The sequence below is a fragment of the Hungatella sp. genome, assembly GCF_046966825.1.
This window is the reverse complement of the sequence record NZ_JBKVCZ010000123.1, coordinates 1-19,051: the sequence shown is the minus strand read 5'-3', so window position 1 is coordinate 19,051 and position 19,051 is coordinate 1. Positions and strand designations below refer to the sequence as shown.

Sequence of the window (19,051 nt, the reverse complement as noted above, 5' to 3'; positions counted from 1 at the left end):
ACCGCGGGCCGTGCAGTTCTGCGCTTCCGGAGAGACAGAAAAATCTGCAACAGGGCGGAGCTGACCCGTCTGCAGAGGAACTTTGACAGCTGTGTCGCTGAGATCGACGCTCTGGAGCAGTCCAAACGCTCGGGCGCTGTCATAGGAGCCCTTGTTACCGGAATCATGGGAACCGCGTTTATGGCCGGCTCGGTGTTCGCTGTTACGGCTGAACCGCCGATGGTGGTTCTCTGTATTTTGCTGGCGGTCCCCGGTTTTACCGGTTGGATTCTTCCATACTTTTTATACCGGGCGCTGCTGAGGAAAAAGTCGGCAAAGGTATCGCCATTAATAGAAGACAAGTATGAAGAGATTTACGAAATTTGTGAAAAGGGCAGTGACCTTTTGATTTGAAACAGCATGAGCGGCAGCTTCTCCCGTAAAAGTAAATGATTACGTGAGAAGCTGCCGCTTTTTAATATTACAGAAACAAAAATCAAACAAGAAAGAAATACAGAGGGGCTATACTCTCTATATCCCATTGAGAAAGGCGGTGAATGATAATACACAGACGAAAGACAGGGCCTGTGAGTAAGAGCGATGACAGGCTGACTCTCATGCTGCGCCGGATGGATTCAAAAGCTGACGTATGAGACCAGAAAATGGCTCTGTCTGTTGGTATCATTGCTGTTCTTTCTGGATGTAATTGTTTCTGTTTATAAACTCAGCATTTCATAATGTAAATGCACTGCTCATAACGGGTGTCATGGGAGATGTAGTTGCGTTAAGAGATACTGTATTTCGGAATCGGCGTATTGCCGGTCGGATCGTGAAAGGAGATTAAGATGGCTGAATATCGTTTAAAACCTGGTAAAGTCGGGGAAAAAGTAATAGGTGCTTATGAGAAGGTGGAGAAGAAATTTACGGATGCATTTCTGGAGGAGGATGCGGTTTCCGATTCAGGATACCGCTTGAAGACAGGAAAAACAGGAGAGTCGGTCAAAGGAGCGTACAAGAAAATCGAGGATGGCGTGGTGGGGGCGTATAAAAAGGTGGAAGATGCCTTCGTCGATGCGTTTCTGGAACGATGTGATGAGGAGGAGAGCGGGGAGGTGGACAAATGAATAAGATAGCGGTTGGTATGGTGATAACAGCCGGCGCCGCGGTTATGGCGATTGTGGCTGCGGCTGCGGTCCTTCGCAGAAAAGGCAGTATGACACTGCATAAATTCCTGTGATGAAGCAGATATGTATTTTACTTACAAAGTATTCCGACTGGATTTCCAGTCTGGTTTACTACATCGGAGGACAGGGGTATACCCACAGTTCGATTGCGCTGGGAGGCCAGCCGACACAGTTTTACAGCTTTAATTACCGTGGCTTTGCCGTGGAAACAACGGAAAAACACAGGCGTCGGGGAGTCCGGTGCAGCCGCCTCTATCGCCTTAATGTTTCGGATACCGTCTATGAGCGAATCGAGGAGAGAATCCGGTATTTTCTTGAAAACAGGGAGAACTACCGGTATACCCGTCTGGGAGTACTATGCTGTGTTCTCCGGCTGCCGTTGTACTGGAAGAATCATTATTTCTGTTCTCAGTTTGTGGCAGAACTCTTATTAGAGTCGAAAGCGCTGCGGCTGTCCCGCAAGCCGTGCTTCTACCTGCCCAATCATTTTATACGCCTGTTGGAGACACAGCACTGCCTGGCAGGAATGGAACAGGATATTATTTAAAATAAAAATAGAATATTAAATAAAAATATAAAAATGGAGGTTCGATATGAAAAAAAGTAATTTCGTAGCATTGATTCTTGGCACCGTCGGTATCGTATTTTTTGCACTGGGAATGTGCATGGCACTGGTTGAAGAGTGGGGAATGTTCCAGAAAGGCATCATAGCCGGTGTGGCCGGCCTTATCATTCTTCTGATTACTGTAATTGTATGGCGCAGAATGGAAGGAAAGAGCCCCATCAGGCTGAATGCAAAGACCGTCGGATCGGTACTGGCCGGTGTGCTGGGGGCGCTGCTGCTGGGCGTTGGCATGTGCCTGTGCATGGTATTTGACAAAATGATTCCGGGTGTCATCATTGGCCTGGTGGGAATACTTGCACTTCTGATGCTGATTCCGATGACAAAGGGAATTCACGATTAAATGGATTACTGCAGCAGTTTTTCGTTCCGGCGCTTGCCCTGGGGCTTTGCCGAAAAACGGAACTGCTGCGTATTTTTGTGCAGGTTTTAAAATAGAGATTGACATTTTCGTTTCTCTCCATTATAATATATCTAATAGATATATCTGCTAGATATATAGAAGCTTAATTCAGAAGGAGGAGCCATGCTCGAATCATTGATCCTGGGGATTGTATATGATGAAGATTTAACCGGATACGATATTAAGAAGAATATCGAGAAAAGCTTCGGAGTCTTTTATAAGGCCAGCTTTGGAAGTCTGTATCCCGCGCTCAAGCGGCTGACGGGCAAGGATTTTGTGACGACGTATGAACAGCCGCAGGGCGGCCGTCAGAAGATCTTTTATCACATAACGGAAGAGGGGAAATCCAGTTTTTTAGAATGGCTGTCGTCGCCGATGAATATTCTGGACGGCACGAACCTTAATCTGGCGAAAGTATACTTTTTCGACAGACTGCCGGCAGAGATCCGGGACACCCAGCTTCTCCTGTATGAGAACAACAATATAAGCTATCTGCGCGAGCTGGAAGCCTTAGAGAAGAGCCTCAGTCATATGGATCATCTCGACAGCTGTTACTATAAAATGTCGACTCTTTATTACGGAATAAGTGTTACGGAGAAGACCATCGAGTGGTGCCGCCATATACGGGAAGGGAAAGTGCTGAAGGAACTGACTGCGAAATAGGAGCAGGCCAGTATGAATAAGCGAAAATCCGGTGAGGCGGATTGGGAAATGGGGGAAACTTATGTCAGGAAAGTCACCGAGCGGTGCTTTAAGCCCTTACTATTACAAGGGCGGTTATTTTCACGGAATCCATTATGGAAGCTATTTTGATGATGCGGAGTCTCTGTATAGAATGATTGAGAAAGAAGAGCGTTTTATCCTGGAATCTCCGGAACGGCGCAGGATTATGATCGATCTCTATGAGACTTCTTTAACGCCTGAAGTCCTGGAGGCTGTGATACGGCACATAGGCCGGCTGAGTCCCAGAATCGTAAAACTATCCATTGCCGCGGACAGGAAAAATCTGAGAGTCTTACGCTGTGCCATGAAAAAGGCGGGAATATTGGACGACGGGCGATATTATCTGTGCACGGATATGGAGGAGGGGAAGACCTGGCTTGTCAGCGACCATTCATGAACAGAAGGATAGATGGAAGCACTGTGTAAAACGCCGGGGCAGCCATCTGAAGTTTGCAGTAAACTGCATGGATGATTTTGAGGAGGCGATAGGCTGGCTTTTATGATAACCAGATGGCCTGCTCCGGCGGCTGAAGTGCAAAATAGAAAGAGCCGGTAATTCGAAGTTTTATAAACTTCTGAATTATCGGCTCTGCGTCTTTGCGTCTGGCTCTTTTATGATTGTTATTTGAAGCTGTTTTAGATCAATCAGACTTTCCTGTCTGCATTTGGGGCAGTACAGGGGGAAATTCTTTAGTTCGGTGTCATCTCTTACTTTCATTCGTGTCTTGTTCCCACAAATCGGACACAGTAACCACATGGCATTCATCATTTACTCTCACACTCCTAACCGGCAATTCCATGTCCGGATTATGCAAACATGGGTTCCACACATTCTTTTATGAAGTCCATTCTGTCCCCGGTATTTTCTTTGAAAAGAGAAGCGATGGCGATGACAAGCTTTTTCTCCCGGTTGACATAAATTGTATTACCGCTGTCTCCCATGGCTGCAAATGCATTATCATCTGCGATCCACCACAGATATCCGTAGGGCAGATTTAATTCCTCCCACCGGCTGTGCTCCCTTGTGCTTTCGGCAATCCACTGGGCAGAGACGATCTGCTTCCCCTCCCATTTGCCGCCGTCTAAGTAAAGCTGGCCGATCTTCGCCATGTCCCTGGCCGTGAGCGTCAGCCCCCATCCCGCCGCATGAATCCCCTTCGAGTCCATCACCCAGCCGCTTACGTCTCTGGCATTCATAAAGGTGTAGTGTGCTTCTTCATTTTCCAGGGTTACATTGCCTTTCACCGTAATACCGAGCGGCGCGAAGAGATGTTCCGCCGCAAATTCGAGCACGGATTGTCCGGTTGCCTTTACCAGAATGCCGGACAGGATATCCGGGCCAATAAAGGGCGTATAGCGGAATTTCCCTGCCTTTTCCGGCCCTCCCAATAATTCCAGCGCGGTGCTTACCCAGTCATCCCTTGTAAAATATTCCAGATACGGCTCTTCCTGATGCTTGTACGGGGCAGTCATTGTCATCAGATCCCGAAGCGTTATATCCCGTATCGTTGTTTCCCCTTCGTTGTAATTTTCAACCGGGAAGTCCGGGAAAAAGTCCAGCACCTTCTGGTTGACGCTCTGGATTTCCCCTCTGTCGGCGGCGATGCCGATCAGGATAGAAATAATACTTTTTGTTACCGAAAAAATGTTGATGCAGCTGGCGGCCGTGCATCCGTTAAAATAGCCCTCGTACTGTGTTTCTCCATTCTTTAAAACAATCATGCCGGCAGTATTACTGTAACGATTATCAATGATCTCTTCCAATGCAGCGATCTTTTCCTGATTCATATTGTTCGTCTCCTTTGTCATTAGGCGCCGTTGTCGGGCAGCCATGATCAGGTACCTTTTATCAGATACCCATTCGTTGGTGTCGTTTCAGCCAGGTTCTGCCTCCTCAAATGATGGGATTACCTCCTCATATCTATAGGGTAAATGCATTAAAAATGTTTTTCAACAACTTTTTTAAAAATTTTTCCTTAAACTTGCTCTTTTCCGAAATAGTTCCGAAATCGGTCCGGCATCTTGCAAGCAGAGAATTTTGTGTGTATGATGATTATAACAACGGAATAAGAGGGGGTCAGGGCAGGGTGATATACCCGACTGGCGGTAAAGACCGCAAGCCTCTGGTTGTACCATCTGTAACGTTTATGAGCACCTGAAGGACATTTTTCAGATGCTAATTTTTTTAAGGGGATCGAGGATAGAACATGAACAGCAAAGCGAAGAATATCACTGCCATTGCAATGTTGTGCGCAGTCTCATACGTAGTTATGGTTTTCGGGCGTTTTCCAGTTGTATTATTCTTAAAATATGATCCGAAAGATGCGGTCATAGCCTTAGGCGGACTGATATGGGGGCCGATGACCTCCTGCATTGTTTCCGTGATTGTGTCTTTTTTAGAAATGCTTTCGGTCAGTGAAACGGGGATTATTGGCTGTATAATGAATATAATTTCCTCCTGTTCATTCGCCTGTACCGCTTCGGTAATTTATAAGAGAAAACGTACATTGACAGGAGCTGTCATCGGGCTGACCGTTGGAGGCGTGACGATGACTGCAGTCATGATGCTATGGAATTATCTTGTCACGCCGCTCTATATGGGGTATCCAAGAGAAGCGGTAGCTAAATTACTGATCCCGGCATTTCTCCCATTTAATTTGCTTAAATCGGGGCTTAATGGGGGATTTACGTTTTTACTGTACAAGCCTGTTATAACTGCATTAAGAAAAGGCGGTTACGTCACGGCATCTGTAAAGCAAGGTAAAAAACGGCCTGCAGGATTGATTTTGGTAACTGTTATGATCATGATCAGCTGTATTCTGTTCATCCTATCCATGAACGGGATAATATGAGGAAATAAAATGGAAAGAATGAAGCATTTCCCTGTTTTCGTGTTACAAGGAATTGTGATCCATGGACGCGGGATTGGTAAATTGGTTGGTATGCCTACGGCAAATCTGAAAGTCGTAAACAAAAGTGATTTGCCGGAGGCGGGGGTGTATATTTCAAAGGTGATGCTGGACAGTAACGTATATTATGGAATTACCCATATAGGAACACGTCCGACCATCGACAACGATCGTGACCTGTCTGTGGAAACGCATATTTTGAATTTTAATAAAGAGATATATGGGAATACCATGGAAATACAGCTATATAGAAAAATACGCAGTCCTCTGAAATTTGATAATTTATCGCTTTTATTAGAACAAATCAGATTGGATTGCCTGGCTTCATCGGAGTTCTGGGGAATAAAGCCTGTCTCATTGCATTTGTACATGGATATAAAAACTCATTCAGTAAAAGTTGATAATCAACAGCTGTCCTTGTCCAAAAAGGAGTTTGATATTTTATATATGTTATACTCAAATCCGGAAGTTGCATTTACAAAGGAACAAATTTATGAAGCAGTTTGGCATGAAGCGTCAAATGGATATTGCCATGCGGTGGAGAATACGATTTTTCAGATAAGAAAAAAAATAAAGGTATATTCTGTTCAGCATGATTTTATTAAAACTGTAGTTGGGTATGGTTATAGGATTCAGTTGAAGTAGGATAGAAAAGGGCGTCTGGGCATATAAAAAGAAAATCATTGGTGACATAGAACCTTTGTTGTATGTATACACAGCGAAAATACTCCAACAAAAATTCAATGGGAACGCATTTTTAGTTCTACAGATGACCAGATTCAGAATATTCAGTTGATTAACTCCCTGACCGGTGGACTGTATATTTTGTATAGTATGAGTTCGGGCCAGCTTTCGGCAGTAGCAATATCTTTCTGCTTACTACACCATTTGCTCAAGAATCTGCGTAGATTTATAAAGAATAGTCACTACAGCTTTGGGAGGCGGGTGACTATTTTTGTACCTATAATCATAACGATAAGCACCCCAAACGCAATCATTAAAGAAAGTGTCTCATATGTACTCCTGTTATACCACCCCCTTTCGGAGATGGAAGTCACCCAGCAGTAGGAACTGCCTACATAAAGTATATTAAATGATAAACCGGATGTAAAGGGGGTTTTAAGAAAAATCTCTCCCTTGTCCATTCTTTGATATTATAGTAAACTTTACCTATCAAATTTAAATGGAGATACAAGAATGACTAACCAAAACAAAGGCACCATCAATATCCTTTTCGTTTGCCACGGCAATATGCTCCTAGGCTTTTCAATAGGATTGAATGTATGTGAAAGGAAAAGTGTAGAAGGACGCAGAAAAATGATTTTTTATTACTGAGGATAGGTAGCTTGCAAAATAAACTTAAGTATTATATAATTAAAAAAAAGATACACGAAAGGAGGATGTTCCCAATGAAATATACTAAACCAGTAGTTTTGAAGAAGAAAGTGGTTAACGGAGCAGTATGTGGCAACGGATCTCCATGTGGTAGACCATGTTCAAAGAGAGCTTAATTGGATGCATGTTATGTAGGGCGTGAAAGGGTACAGTGTAGCTGTGCCCTTTTATTTAGTTTAATGTTAATTAACTGATATGAATCTGATTTGGCTAATAAAAAAGAAAGGTTGGTGTGTCTGTATAACAGATTGACACTAAGGATAGATTATATGTATTTTAAAATTAAAGATAGTATTATGTTTAGAAAATATGAGGAGTATGGATATATAACTGATAATTCAATGTTTGGATATAGGTGGTTAAATGATAATAGTGAGTGGCCAGGTGAAGAATATGTTTCTGAAAGTGGTGCTGTGATGCTTGATGCATTAAGTAAAATTCCTAAACATATTGATTCAATTGTCGAAGAATTCCTAAACATTTTTATTGACGTTGATTACGAAGAATTAAAAAATGATACGATTGAGTTTTATAATATATTTGTAGAGGCTGGATTTTTGATTTCCGGTGAAACGTTGGAAGATTGTGAGAAAAAACCTGATGATAAATCACAAGTTGAGGTAAGTGTTTCAGAGTTTAGAGAATCAATAGTAAGTGGAGATTGTTCAAAAAAAATATTTCATCAAAATGATTTTCTGCGAAGCCTTCATATAGAGATCGCAAATGAGTGTAACGAAAGATGTGTGCATTGTTATATTCCACATGAGTATAAAACTAAAATGATTAGTTCGGATCTTTTTTACAGAGTCATTGAAGATGGCAGAAAAATGAATATTATCAATGTAACACTGTCTGGAGGAGAGCCTTTATTGCATGAGGATTTTGTGGAATTTTTGATCAAGTGCAGAGAATTAGATTTGTCAGTAAATGTTCTTACTAATCTAACACTGTTAACAGACAGGATTATTGAAGAGATGAAGAAGAATCCATTGCTCTCAGTCCAGACTTCTATTTATTCAATGAATTCGGAAGTACATGATTCGATTACAAAGGTTAAAGGTAGCTTTGAAAAAACAAAGAATAGTTTATTAAGACTAAAACAGAATGGAATACCATTACAAATTTCTTGCCCTATCATGAAAGAGAATCAGGGCACCTTTATAGATGTAGTCAAGTGGGCAAAAGAAAATAATATTGCTATTGCAACTGAGTATGTGATTTTTGCTTCATATGACCATACAAATTGTAATTTGATACATAGATTGACCTTGGGAGAGATAGAAAAAGCTTTTGATAAACAAACTTCTTCAGAGTATATTAACACTTTATATCAGTTAGCAAGTGAAAAATGCCAACAAAAAGCGGAAGATCCTGTTTGTTCAATTTGTAGGTATTATCTTTGTGTGTCTGCTGAAGGAACAGTTTTTCCATGTATAGGATGGCAGACAAATGTAATTGGTGATTTAAGCAAGCAAACAATTAAAGAAGTATGGGAAGAATCCGAAGATATTCGAAGGTTGAGAAATATTAAATGGTCAAGTTTTTCAAGATGTATGAAGTGTGATAATAGAGGCTATTGCACAGTGTGTATGATGTCCAATTCGAATGAAAATCCAGATGGTAATCCTTTTAAAATCGATGAATATCACTGCGAGGTTGCAGCGATGATTCATAAGAAAGTGGATTTTCAGAGATGTAATTGTAGGTAATCTTTTAAAACAAAATAAATAAGGAGTGTAATCTGGTATTGGAGGTGTTTGGATGGAGAAAATAATAATTAGGGACGCATATGAGAATAATTTAAAACATATTAGTCTGGATATTCCTTTGGAAAAATTTACCTGTGTAACAGGATGTTCAGGCTGTGGAAAATCGTCTTTAGTTTTTGATACAATTTATGCTGAAAGTCAACGCGGTTTTCTAGAAGGTATGACTGGTAATGTATATGGACAAAAATTGATGAATAAACCCAAGGTCAGAGAAATCGAAAATTTGCGTCCGGCACTGAATATTTCACAAAACTATTATAATGTGAATCCACGTTCTACAATTGGGACGACAACTGAAATATCATATTACTTAAGATCATTATTTGCAATTGTTAATAGCGATATAGATAATATCATTTCTGAGAATATTTTTTCATCGAATAACCCGAAATCATTTTGTCCTAATTGTCTTGGACTAGGAATTGAGACAATTGTATCAGAACGATTATTGATTCCTGATAAAGAAAAAACATTAAGAGATGGTGCGATTTTGTATTATAAAGGTGCAGCGGAGAGTAAGGAACAAAAATATTTGGAGGCACTTTGTGAAGAATATGGAATTGATATCAATAAGAAGGTTTCAGAACTTACGGATAAAGAGGTTTATAAATTGTTGTACTCTAATGAAAAAATTAAGTATAAATTGAGTTATAAAGAAGGGAAAAGAAGAAAACAACATTTCGTTTTTCTTCAAGGTGCTATATCAGAGATAATGGAAAGAGTGACACAGACCGACAATACAATGTCTTCAACTGTATATTCTAAGTATATGGATGAAATACCATGCCATATATGTGGTGGAGCAAAATTAGGAAAAGAGGCATTGCGTTATTTGGTTAATAACTTGAACTATTTTGAAGTTGAAAGTATGGAATTAACAGCGCTTAAACAATGGCTTATAGATTTTGATTTTAGTGATATTCTAAAAACAAAAAGAGAGCTCGTATCTCAATTGATAAATAGTATACTAGTTAAGGTTGAATCTATGATTCAATTGAATGTGGGATATCTATGTTTGAGTAGAACGATACCTTCATTGTCAGGGGGGGAGAGACAACGAATTCGAATAGCAGCGCAATTATCTTGCTCTCTTAAAGGCTTGATATATATTATGGATGAACCGTGTAAAGGTTTGCATTACAGAGATATAAAACACATTATTCAGGCTACCCATAAGTTGGTAGATAATGATAATACGGTAATTGCCATAGAGCACAATAAACAATATATTAATTCAGCTGATAATATTATACAGCTGGGACCAGTCGGTGGACCAGAAGGTGGCTATATACTAGAAGGGGGTAATCAACTGGAATATGGAAGCTGCTTGGTGTTTAAGAGACCTAGAGATCTGAGAAAATACATTAAAATTAATAATATTACCTTTAGGAATATTAAGAATCAGAATGTTAAATTTCCTATAAGTGGAATTACATGCATAACTGGAGTTTCTGGTTCAGGAAAGACTTCATTAACAACTGTAATATCAAAAAGATTAATTTCACAAAAAGATGGGTATTGCGTAGATGTTGAAGGTGAATGGGATATTAAGAGAGTGTTGCAAGTTAATCAGGCCCCTATTGGAAAAACACCTAGATCGACAGTGGTTTCATATTTAGAAATATATGATGAAATCCGCTCGATTTTTGCAAAAACAGAATTGGGAAAGAAATTAAAACTTAGTGCTTCATTTTTTAGTATGAATGTGAAAGGTGGAAGGTGTGAATGCTGTCAGGGTACTGGTCTTCAAAAAATTGAATTGAATTACTTGCCAAGTTCTTATATAACGTGTCCAGAATGTAATGGAAGAAGATTTAATGAAAAGATATTATCGGTTCAGTACAAGGGAATGACAATACAAGATGTATTGGAAACTCCCATTTCTGAATTGATTGAAACATTTGAGGATTCAACTAAAATACATTCTGTGTTAAAAAGTATGATTGATTTAGGGTTAGGATATTTAAAATTAGGTCAAATGTCTATGAATTTATCAGGTGGTGAGGCTCAACGAATTAAATTGGCGAAAGCATTAGGAACTCCATCAAAAGGACAGAATTTATACATCCTAGATGAACCAACATCTGGATTAAATTGTGTTGATGTTTTAAAATTTGAAAATGTTTTATTCTCATTACAAGAAAAAGGGGATACAATCCTGATTGTTGAACATAATATAGAGTTTATTGCTCATGTTGCAGATTATCTAATAGATTTTGGATTAGTGGGTGGTAGTCGTGGAGGAATTATTGTAGCACAGGGACTTCCAAAGGAAGTTTTTGAAAATAATAAATCATCCTTATTTAATATTGGTCAATAGATGGCATTTAAGAAAATGATATATACTTAAGAAAGGTGGTTTATTTGCTTGGATAAAATAAAAATAGATCAATGTACAATTACTTTAACACGAGAATGTAATTTAAGATGTAATTTTTGCTATGCCAAAAAAACAGAATACAGAAAAGATAATATAATTCAATATGATGATTTGAAAAAAGTAATTGATTTTTGTGATGAGGCAAGAGTCAAATACATAGTTTTTACAGGTGGAGAGCCTACATTATATCCTCGATTTTTTGATATATTGGAATATATAAAAACAAGGAAACATAAAATGGAAGTTGCTATTGCTACCAATGGAATAATGCTGGAAAATAGAAAGTTTTGTAATGAACTTGCTACCAATGGTGTGAGTTATGTTGATATTTCTCTTAAAGGTAAAAATGAAGAGGAATGTAAGGCCTTGGTAGGCGTAGCATGTTTTGAATTACAAAATCGAGCAGTACAGAATCTTTCAGATTTGTCGTTAGAGTATACATGTTCGATGGTGCTGACAAAGGAGAATATTGGTTCATTATGTGACACTGTAAGAAATTCTATTGAAAATGGTGCAAAACAGTTTTCATTTACATTTGTGATTGATAATGAAAAATTTGAATATGATGAAGATACATATTGGAAGAAAAATAATCCGTTTGCTTTGATAGAGAATTTCATGATGCAAGTTGATGAGTTAAATGAGATAACGGAGGAATGGTGGATTGAATATAGTTTTCCGCTATGCATTTATACAGAGGAACAGTTAGAAGTTCTTAAAGGAAAGCTAGCCTTTCCGTGCCAAATTCATAATGAGAATGGAATTACCTTTGATACGGAACTGAATTTGATTCCTTGTAATATGCATTTCGAAAATAAAATCGGAAGACTTGGAAGCGATTTTTCATCATATGAAGAATTTAAAGGATGGAGAGAAAAAAATATCTATAGAGATGTGATTGATAAGTTGAAAAAGTACCCATCAGAAGAATGTAAAGAGTGCAATAAATTGGATGTTTGTTATGGGGGATGTCCAGTTATTTGGAAGAATTTTAATTATAATGCAATTCAGAAGCATAAGCGTGAGTATTATGAAATGTTATGACACAACTAATGCTAATGTAGAAAATTTTTAAAAGAGATTAGTTGTAAGGCGAGATGCTACTTTGTAATTCAAAATGTAGGCTTTACAAGCGAGATACAAGTTTTGTAATCCAAACGCAACCTATACAAACAGTTTTATGAGTCTGTGAAAGCTTTTTCTGTAATTAAAGATTTATAAGGTCTTCTATGATAAAACAAAATCATAGGAGGCCTTTATTATGGCAAGGCAAAAGCAAACAGTACACAAAGTGCAAATGACCGATGGAAAACGAAGCCATGACAAACCTGTAAAACGAATGCGCGAAAACTATGCTTGTTCCTGGTATGAAATTATAGTAAACTTTATGTATTAAAAATAAAAGGAGATAGAGGGAATGGATAATTATAATAAGAAGACAATCAATATCCTATTCGTCTGCTTGGGCAACATCTGCCGCTCCCCCATGGCCGAGTTCATCATGAAGGACATGGTAGAAAAACGCCGTCAGGCCGACCGCTTTTACATTGCGTCCGCGGCTACCAGCCGCGAGGAAATCGGCAATCCGGTTCATCACGGAACGAGGAATAAACTGCGCCAGTACGGTATTTCCACAGAAGGAAAACGGGCAGTGCAGATGACGAAGGCCGATTATGACAAGTACGATTATCTCATCGGGATGGAGCAGTGGAACATTACCAACATGATGAGAATTCTGGGAAGCGACCCGGAGAGAAAAGTCTCGAGGCTTTTGGACTTTGGGCCGAATCCGAGGGATATCGACGACCCGTGGTATACCGGAGATTTTGATTCTACCTACCGGGATATCTGTGAAGGATGTGAGGCGCTGCTTGACTATATTGACAGATGTGAGTCTTTAAACCGCTGAAAATAGCAAGCCTCCTGTTTTTCGGTACTAAGCGGAAGGGAGACCTTTTATGAAGAGGGGATGCAAAATACCCCTCTATTTTCTTGTGAAAATATACTATCAGTTGTGATAGTTGTGGATATAAATTGTGCATTATATAATAAGAAAAAAGAAACGGAGTGAACAGCCTTGAATCAATATAGAGGGGAAGCGTGGCTGGGAGAAGAGCCACAGATCAGGGAAGAAACCATAACCGAAACAGTGTCCGCGGATATCATTGTGGTAGGCGGCGGTCTGGCCGGAGTGGCGGCCGTCAGGCAGGCGGCGGAGATGGGGCAGAAGGTTCTTCTCTTTGAAAAATGCAGATGTGTTCAGGCCAGATCCGGAGACTTCGCCGTCATGGACAGCAAGGTGGCGAAGCGATGGGGACGGGATCATATGAATAAAACAGAGATTGTCAACAATCTGATGCACGACATGGCCTATAAGGCCAGTCAGAATATTTTGAAACGCTGGTCGGAGGAAGCTGGAAAGGCGTTCGACTGGTACATGGAGGGGCTGGAAGATATTGCGGTCCTGGACCGTACCGATCAGGTCCCGCCAAAAGGCGTAAAATGCTATATACAGCCGAGGCGTCTGCCTCTTCCGGAAGGTTTTGACAACGCCCAGGAGAATTTCAAATGCTACCAGGTGACTGCATGGATTCGTCCATCCCATATCGCCCTGTGCCGCGGTAATTTTGAACTGGCTGAGAAGACGGGAAATGTGACCTCCTTCTTCAATACACGGGTAAAAAAGCTATTGAAAAACGGTGACGGTCGGGTGGAAGGCGTGATCGCCGGAACCAGGGAAGGCGGCCTTATAAAGGCTTACGCCTCAAAGGGTGTCATTCTGGCTACGGGAGATTACATGAGCGATGAAGCAATGCTGAAACGGTTCCTGCCCGGAATGCTGGAAACGCCGAAACAGTGGACCAGCTACGACATGGACCGGCAGCCATCCAACACGGGTGACGGCCATAAGATGGCACTCTGGGCCGGAGCGAAGCTTCAGGACAGCGCCCACGCGCCCTGCGCTCATCATATGGGGAGTGTGTTCGGCGTAGCGGATTTCCTGCTTCTCAATACCCGTGGAAAACGGTTTGTCAATGAGGACGCGCCGGGACAGCAGCTGGGCAGTCAGATCGAGAATCTGCCGGATAAGACGGCGTGGCAGATCGTGGACGGGAACTGGAGAAGCTATATACCGAAGGAGTATCCGAACCACGGCTCTGTGTGCTTCGTCATGGAAGATGAGGAGCTGGAGAGCGGGACGGTTTATGATAAGCTTTGCTTTATCGACAACTACATCGCGCCGAAGTATGTCCGGAAAGCGGTGGAGGATGGCGTTCTTCTGGAAGCGGAGACGCTGGAGGAGCTGATTGTGAAAACGGGTCTTCCTGCAGATACGGCGCTTGCGTCGGTGGAACAGTACAACCGTCTCTGTGAGCAGGGGGAGGACACGGACTACGGCAAGAGAAAAGAACGGCTGTTTGCAGTAAAACAGGGGCCATTTTATGCAGCAAAATTTACACCGGCAGTCATGATCGCGGCTATGGGAGGAATCCAGAGTGATGAAGAGGCCCACTGCTACGACACAGAAGGAGCGATCATTCCCGGTCTGTACGCTGCGGGAAATGTGCAGGGAAACCGGGTAGCCGTGGATTATCCTCTGACCGTGCCTGGCCTGAGCCATTCGCTGGCTCTGGTATACGGAAGAATCGCTGTGGAGAGCGCAGTGAGGGAGAGCCGGTAAAGCTCCAAATAAATAAGGCAGACAATAAATCAATATAAATAGCAAAAACTGCGCAAAGTCGCATGAAAATGGAGGAAAAGGAATCATGAAAAAAACAGGAAAAGCTGTGGCACTGATGACGGCTCTGGCGGTAACCGGAGCACTGCTGGGGGGCTGTGCGGGCGGCACGGCGGACAGCAAGACGGAAGCGGGGCAGACCGAAGCGGGAAAGACGGAAGCCGGTAAGGGCGCAGAGGATTCCGCAAAGACGGAAACAGCCGGGGGGAATGCTGCAGAAGGAACTGTAAAAGAAGATATCCGTGTCACGTATTTGCAGGTTCTGATGCCTACGCGCCGGTCTGGAAAGAGGTTTGTGCCGATTACATGAAGGACCATCCGGCATCACTATCGTTGACGAGTCCCAGCCGACTTCAGGAAGCAACGATTTATTCAAGACGAAGGTTCAGGCCGATCTGGCGCAGGCAATCCGGCGACCTGGTTCTTTACTATACGGGCGAGGCTTATACGAAGACCTTCGAGGACTCAGGGCTGTTCGTGGATTTTGGAGACATTTTGAAGGCAGACCCGGAATGGGCAGGAAACTTCAAGGAGTCCCCGCTGGAAAATGTTCAGTATCAGGGAAAGCAGTACGCGCTTCCATTCATCGGATATTATGAAGGAATGTTCTACAACAAGGCGCTGTTTGAACAGTACGGACTGGAAGAGCCGACCACATGGGAAAATATCATGAAGGCAAACGAAGTATTTTCTCAGAACGATATTGTGACGCTGTCCATGTCCCTGGGAATGCCGTATATCACCACGGAAAACTTCATTATGGGCGCCTCAGGCAAGGAAAACCACAGAAATTACTTTGACGACAGCTGGGGCATTGCCATCGACTGCATCGCAGAGCTTTACCAGAAAGGCGGACTGCCGAAGGACACCTTCACCATCTCAGAAGATGATGTAAGACTGCTCTTCTCAGAAGGAAAAGCGGCTATGATGATCAATGGCTCCTGGTGTACAGAGAGCCTTCAGGGCAATCCGGACATGAGAATCATCTCCATGCCGACGCTTCCGGGCGGTACAGGTGGTGAAAACTGTGCGATTGCAGGATTTTCCTCCGGATGGCATATGACAAAAGCGGCCAATGAGAGAAGCGGAGAGACTTTAAAATTCTTAAAATATATGACATCACCGGAGACCATGGCCAGATTCATCGCCTACGGCGGAAGCCCTGCCATCGTCTGCGACGCACCGGAGAATTCCAGCGAACTCTTAAAGAGCGCAGTAACCATGCTGGAGAAGGCGCAGTACCAGGATGCGGCTCTCGACTCTCAGGTGAATCATGAGGCGTATGAGACCTTAAACAATGGAATCCAGTACGTCTGCGAAGGCCAGATGACGAGCGCGGAGGTGCTCAAACAGGCCAAACAGCTGAATGAGTCCGGTCAGTAAGGCAGACGGGAAAGACAGTGATGAAAGCCGGGGGTTGTGCTCAGACGGGTACAGCCTCCGTGTGCTCATAGCAAGGAGGAAAAAACGTGGCACTGAAAGGTAAAAAATATGTTTGGATCTGCATCGCGCCGGCCATGATCCTGATTATGGCGTTTTTGATCTATCCACTCATAAAGACGGTAATATACAGCTTTTCTTCCTGGTATAATTTTGCGCTTACCAGTGAATGGATTGGTCTCGACAATTATAAGCGGATCTTCTCGGACATGGTCATGCCCGTGGCATTTAAAAATACGGCGATTCTGATCGCGGGCGTGCTGATTTTCCAGGTGGGATTTGCGCTTTTGCTGGCGATCATGGTGGACAGCGCCCATCACGGATTTAAACTGTTCCGGACGGTTTACTTCTTCCCGATCGTCATTTCCGGTACGGCGATCGGCCTGATGTTCACTCTGATTTACAAGTATGAATACGGACTTTTAAATTACTTTGTCACACTTCTGGGATATGACAAGCAGGTGTGGATCACGCCTAAGACCGCGATCTATCTGGCCCTGATCCCTGTTTTGTGGCAGTATATCGGCTTCTATTTCGTGATTTTCTTAACCGGTATCTCCAAGATTCCGGAGGACATCTACGAATCCGCCATGCTGGATGGCATAACCCCGGTGAAGAAGATTTTCTATATTACGATACCGATGTTGAAAGATGTGCTGGTTTCCACCGTAGTGCTCGTCGTATCCGGATGTTTCCGCGTATTTGACACCATCTACGTGATCACCAAGGGCGGCCCCATGAATTCCAGCCAGCTGCTAAGCACCTATATGTACCAGACTGCTTTTGAGAAATACAACGGCGGATACGCCAGCGCCATCGCGGTGGTGATGATTATCATCGGCGTATTGCTGACCATCGGGCTTCGGAAGCTTTTGAAGGCCGATGTCGAAGAGTAAGGAGAGACGGCATGGGAAATAAAAAACTAAAAATCAGCAGTATCCTGTTATACGCGGTTCTCATTTTCTGGCTTCTTATAACCGTGATTCCCATTCTGTGGGTATTTGAAAATTCGTTTAAGCCTTCGGAAGAAATTCTGTTAAATGGAGTAGCCTTTCCGAAAAGCCTGGATTTCTCCAATTACCGTTCCATCTTTTCGTATCCGGATGTGAATATGTTCCGCTCCTTCTTTAACAGCTTCCTGATATCCGGAGGCGTGGTGGCGGGAGTGGTCTGTTTCGGAGGCCTGGCTGCATTCGGTCTGGGACGGTTCGATTCGGGAGTCGGAAAGGTGGTGGAGGCCGGCATGGTAGCCTGTCTTCTGGTTCCGGCATTTGCAACTATGATCCCCAACTTCGTTACGGTAAGCCGCCTTCCGATCCGGGAAACGTATCTGGCGGTTATCGTACCCCAGGTGGCGGGCAATCTCTGCTTCGCCATCATGCTTCTGTCGTCCTATATGCGCTCCCTTCCAAACGAACTGGATGAGGCGGCCATCATCGACGGCGCGGGACCGTTTCAGGTCTTAAAGCACATCACGGTGCCGCTGTCGAAACCCATGTTTGCAACCGTGGGAATCATGGTATTTATCTGGTCCTACAATGATCTGATTACATCCCTGGTCTACATATCCGACCAGAAGCTGAAACCGGTCTGCGTGATACTGACCATGGTCAGCAACATGCACGGCACGGATTACGGCGCCATGATGGCGGCTATCTTTATCACGGTGATCCCGGTTCTCATCCTCTATATGATGTCCCAGGAAATGGTCATCAAGGGGCTGACCGCGGGTGCGGTCAAAGGATAAAACGGTACTGCAGTGAAAAAAGGAGAGTTTGGATGAGAGTATTTGTCAATCATATTGGATTCGACGGGACGGATTATAAAACAGCAGTTCTGGAGCTGGAACAGGAGGCAGCGGAGATAACCGCCTGGCTGGAAGCGGATAACGTGGAACGGCATCACGGGGAACGATATCACGTGGCGGTGAGCGGCCCGGAACGGATCCCGGACTGGTCGGAGGGCTGCTACTACGTCCTGGACTTTTCCGATGTCAGACGGGAGGGGACGTACCGGCTTGCCGGATATGCTGATGGGAAGGCATTTCGTTCGGAGATCATCACGGTCACCGGTGATTTCCTGAACCTGCGCATGGTGAATGCATCCAGAGCTTATCTAAAGGGGGAGCGGTCTTCCGGCGAGTGGATGAAGGCCGACAGGAACGTGCCATTTGCGGGAGCGAGAAAGGGGACTCTGGATTTACACGGAGGCTGGTATGACGCCACCGGTGACTTTGGAATCCATCTGACCCAGCTGTCCCACACGGCTGTCTACAACCCCATGCAGTCCCTTCTGCCTTCCTATGTCTGCTTCGATATTGCGGACCGGATGGAAAAAGAAGAGTTAAGAGACTGCAGAATCTTAAAGAAGGAGCTTCTCGACGAGGCGTACTGGGGCGCGGATTATGCGATGAGACTTCACCGCGAAGGCGGTGGATTTATCCGATCGGTGGACCGGGGGGAGGCGTTTTCTGAGGAACAGCGCCGTTCAGTGGACTATGAGTATTTC

22 protein-coding genes are annotated in these 19,051 nt (G+C 43.2%); 19 read left to right on the top strand and 3 right to left on the bottom strand.

Annotated features, from left to right (window positions below; all coding sequences use genetic code 11):
* The 6 genes from ACLTD4_RS26535 to ACLTD4_RS26510 form a co-directional block, all read left to right on the top strand.
* A partial coding sequence (locus ACLTD4_RS26535) for a hypothetical protein (protein ID WP_412331691.1) occupies positions 1-393 on the top strand: 393 nt, incomplete at its 5' end.
* 431 nt (positions 394-824) lie between these two features.
* Complete coding sequence (locus tag ACLTD4_RS26530) at positions 825-1,103, top strand: hypothetical protein (protein WP_002602572.1); 279 nt, start codon at positions 825-827, stop codon at positions 1,101-1,103.
* A 112-nt stretch (positions 1,104-1,215) separates the two neighbouring features.
* Positions 1,216-1,710, top strand: coding sequence for a hypothetical protein (locus ACLTD4_RS26525; RefSeq protein WP_117621280.1), 495 nt, complete (start codon positions 1,216-1,218; stop codon positions 1,708-1,710).
* 46 nt (positions 1,711-1,756) lie between these two features.
* Positions 1,757-2,128, top strand: coding sequence for a hypothetical protein (locus ACLTD4_RS26520; protein WP_002602575.1), 372 nt, complete (start codon positions 1,757-1,759; stop codon positions 2,126-2,128).
* A gap of 183 nt (positions 2,129-2,311) precedes the next feature.
* On the top strand, positions 2,312-2,851 hold the full coding sequence (locus ACLTD4_RS26515; protein ID WP_025531371.1) for a PadR family transcriptional regulator: 540 nt from the start codon (positions 2,312-2,314) through the stop codon (positions 2,849-2,851).
* Between the two features lie 61 nt (positions 2,852-2,912).
* Positions 2,913-3,308, top strand: a complete 396-nt coding sequence (locus ACLTD4_RS26510; RefSeq protein ID WP_117621279.1) for a hypothetical protein — start codon at positions 2,913-2,915, stop codon at positions 3,306-3,308.
* Between the two features lie 183 nt (positions 3,309-3,491).
* On the opposite strand, the gene ACLTD4_RS26505 is transcribed toward ACLTD4_RS26510, so the two are convergent.
* Both ACLTD4_RS26505 and ACLTD4_RS26500 read right to left on the bottom strand, forming a co-directional pair.
* Positions 3,492-3,659 carry a cysteine-rich KTR domain-containing protein gene (locus ACLTD4_RS26505; protein ID WP_025531373.1) on the bottom strand — a complete coding sequence of 56 codons (168 nt, stop codon included), beginning with the start codon at positions 3,657-3,659 and terminating at the stop codon, positions 3,492-3,494.
* Between the two features lie 59 nt (positions 3,660-3,718).
* The gene (locus ACLTD4_RS26500; RefSeq protein ID WP_117621278.1) at positions 3,719-4,699 is read right to left on the bottom strand and encodes a serine hydrolase domain-containing protein; all 981 of its coding nucleotides are present in this window, start codon (positions 4,697-4,699) and stop codon (positions 3,719-3,721) included.
* Positions 4,700-5,118: 419 nt separating this feature from the next.
* Between ACLTD4_RS26500 and ACLTD4_RS26495 the strand changes: the two genes are divergently transcribed.
* Both ACLTD4_RS26495 and ACLTD4_RS26490 read left to right on the top strand, forming a co-directional pair.
* On the top strand, positions 5,119-5,763 hold the full coding sequence (locus ACLTD4_RS26495) for an ECF transporter S component (protein ID WP_117621277.1): 645 nt from the start codon (positions 5,119-5,121) through the stop codon (positions 5,761-5,763).
* Positions 5,764-5,772: 9 nt separating this feature from the next.
* On the top strand, positions 5,773-6,465 hold the full coding sequence (locus ACLTD4_RS26490; protein WP_243008315.1) for a riboflavin kinase: 693 nt from the start codon (positions 5,773-5,775) through the stop codon (positions 6,463-6,465).
* A gap of 281 nt (positions 6,466-6,746) precedes the next feature.
* Here ACLTD4_RS26490 and ACLTD4_RS26485 read toward each other — a convergent pair whose 3' ends face one another.
* On the bottom strand, positions 6,747-6,965 hold the full coding sequence (locus ACLTD4_RS26485; protein ID WP_117621276.1) for a putative holin-like toxin: 219 nt from the start codon (positions 6,963-6,965) through the stop codon (positions 6,747-6,749).
* Positions 6,966-7,484: 519 nt separating this feature from the next.
* On the opposite strand from ACLTD4_RS26485, the gene ACLTD4_RS26480 reads away from it, so the two are divergent.
* The 11 genes from ACLTD4_RS26480 to ACLTD4_RS26430 all read left to right on the top strand — a co-directional run.
* Positions 7,485-8,924, top strand: coding sequence for a radical SAM protein (locus ACLTD4_RS26480; protein WP_117621275.1), 1,440 nt, complete (start codon positions 7,485-7,487; stop codon positions 8,922-8,924).
* Between the two features lie 52 nt (positions 8,925-8,976).
* Positions 8,977-11,304, top strand: coding sequence for an ATP-binding cassette domain-containing protein (locus ACLTD4_RS26475; protein ID WP_117621274.1), 2,328 nt, complete (start codon positions 8,977-8,979; stop codon positions 11,302-11,304).
* Positions 11,305-11,352: 48 nt separating this feature from the next.
* On the top strand, positions 11,353-12,408 hold the full coding sequence (locus ACLTD4_RS26470) for a radical SAM/SPASM domain-containing protein (RefSeq protein WP_117621273.1): 1,056 nt from the start codon (positions 11,353-11,355) through the stop codon (positions 12,406-12,408).
* Between the two features lie 217 nt (positions 12,409-12,625).
* Positions 12,626-12,760 (top strand): hypothetical protein, encoded by a 135-nt coding sequence (locus ACLTD4_RS26465; RefSeq protein WP_270466962.1) that lies wholly within the window; start codon positions 12,626-12,628, stop codon positions 12,758-12,760.
* 21 nt (positions 12,761-12,781) lie between these two features.
* Positions 12,782-13,273: a low molecular weight protein-tyrosine-phosphatase gene (locus ACLTD4_RS26460; RefSeq protein ID WP_117621272.1), complete on the top strand. Its 492-nt coding sequence runs from the start codon at positions 12,782-12,784 to the stop codon at positions 13,271-13,273.
* Between the two features lie 168 nt (positions 13,274-13,441).
* Positions 13,442-15,046 carry an FAD-dependent oxidoreductase gene (locus tag ACLTD4_RS26455; protein ID WP_117621271.1) on the top strand — a complete coding sequence of 535 codons (1,605 nt, stop codon included), beginning with the start codon at positions 13,442-13,444 and terminating at the stop codon, positions 15,044-15,046.
* An 85-nt stretch (positions 15,047-15,131) separates the two neighbouring features.
* Positions 15,132-15,413: a hypothetical protein gene (locus ACLTD4_RS26450; RefSeq protein ID WP_412331690.1), complete on the top strand. Its 282-nt coding sequence runs from the start codon at positions 15,132-15,134 to the stop codon at positions 15,411-15,413.
* Positions 15,410-16,486: an ABC transporter substrate-binding protein gene (locus tag ACLTD4_RS26445; RefSeq protein WP_412331689.1), complete on the top strand. Its 1,077-nt coding sequence runs from the start codon at positions 15,410-15,412 to the stop codon at positions 16,484-16,486. The genes ACLTD4_RS26450 and ACLTD4_RS26445 overlap by 4 nt, the downstream gene beginning before the upstream one ends.
* Positions 16,487-16,572: 86 nt before the next feature.
* Positions 16,573-17,439: a carbohydrate ABC transporter permease gene (locus ACLTD4_RS26440; protein ID WP_002602583.1), complete on the top strand. Its 867-nt coding sequence runs from the start codon at positions 16,573-16,575 to the stop codon at positions 17,437-17,439.
* A gap of 11 nt (positions 17,440-17,450) precedes the next feature.
* A complete protein-coding gene (locus tag ACLTD4_RS26435; protein WP_002602584.1) occupies positions 17,451-18,290 on the top strand; it encodes a carbohydrate ABC transporter permease in 840 nt (279 codons plus the stop codon).
* A gap of 32 nt (positions 18,291-18,322) precedes the next feature.
* Positions 18,323-19,051, top strand: a 729-nt coding sequence (locus tag ACLTD4_RS26430; protein ID WP_412331688.1) for a cellulase N-terminal Ig-like domain-containing protein, incomplete at its 3' end; no start/stop codon positions are given.

Excerpts from the sequence above, each read along its gene's own strand:
- ACLTD4_RS26445 (WP_412331689.1), top strand. The coding sequence starts at position 15,410 with ATGAAGGACCATCCGGCATCACTATCGTTGACGAGTCCCAGCCGACTT.
- ACLTD4_RS26500 (WP_117621278.1), bottom strand. The coding sequence starts at position 4,699 with ATGAATCAGGAAAAGATCGCTGCATTGGAAGAGATCATTGATAATCGT.
- ACLTD4_RS26435 (WP_002602584.1), top strand. The coding sequence starts at position 17,451 with ATGGGAAATAAAAAACTAAAAATCAGCAGTATCCTGTTATACGCGGTT.
- ACLTD4_RS26510 (WP_117621279.1), top strand. The coding sequence starts at position 2,913 with ATGTCAGGAAAGTCACCGAGCGGTGCTTTAAGCCCTTACTATTACAAG.
- ACLTD4_RS26475 (WP_117621274.1), top strand. The coding sequence starts at position 8,977 with ATGGAGAAAATAATAATTAGGGACGCATATGAGAATAATTTAAAACAT.
- ACLTD4_RS26525 (WP_117621280.1), top strand. The coding sequence starts at position 1,216 with ATGAAGCAGATATGTATTTTACTTACAAAGTATTCCGACTGGATTTCC.
- ACLTD4_RS26485 (WP_117621276.1), bottom strand. The coding sequence starts at position 6,965 with ATGGACAAGGGAGAGATTTTTCTTAAAACCCCCTTTACATCCGGTTTA.
- ACLTD4_RS26450 (WP_412331690.1), top strand. The coding sequence starts at position 15,132 with ATGAAAAAAACAGGAAAAGCTGTGGCACTGATGACGGCTCTGGCGGTA.
- ACLTD4_RS26530 (WP_002602572.1), top strand. The coding sequence starts at position 825 with ATGGCTGAATATCGTTTAAAACCTGGTAAAGTCGGGGAAAAAGTAATA.
- ACLTD4_RS26480 (WP_117621275.1), top strand. The coding sequence starts at position 7,485 with ATGTATTTTAAAATTAAAGATAGTATTATGTTTAGAAAATATGAGGAG.
- ACLTD4_RS26465 (WP_270466962.1), top strand. The coding sequence starts at position 12,626 with ATGGCAAGGCAAAAGCAAACAGTACACAAAGTGCAAATGACCGATGGA.
- ACLTD4_RS26490 (WP_243008315.1), top strand. The coding sequence starts at position 5,773 with ATGGAAAGAATGAAGCATTTCCCTGTTTTCGTGTTACAAGGAATTGTG.
- ACLTD4_RS26520 (WP_002602575.1), top strand. The coding sequence starts at position 1,757 with ATGAAAAAAAGTAATTTCGTAGCATTGATTCTTGGCACCGTCGGTATC.
- ACLTD4_RS26495 (WP_117621277.1), top strand. The coding sequence starts at position 5,119 with ATGAACAGCAAAGCGAAGAATATCACTGCCATTGCAATGTTGTGCGCA.
- ACLTD4_RS26515 (WP_025531371.1), top strand. The coding sequence starts at position 2,312 with ATGCTCGAATCATTGATCCTGGGGATTGTATATGATGAAGATTTAACC.
- ACLTD4_RS26460 (WP_117621272.1), top strand. The coding sequence starts at position 12,782 with ATGGATAATTATAATAAGAAGACAATCAATATCCTATTCGTCTGCTTG.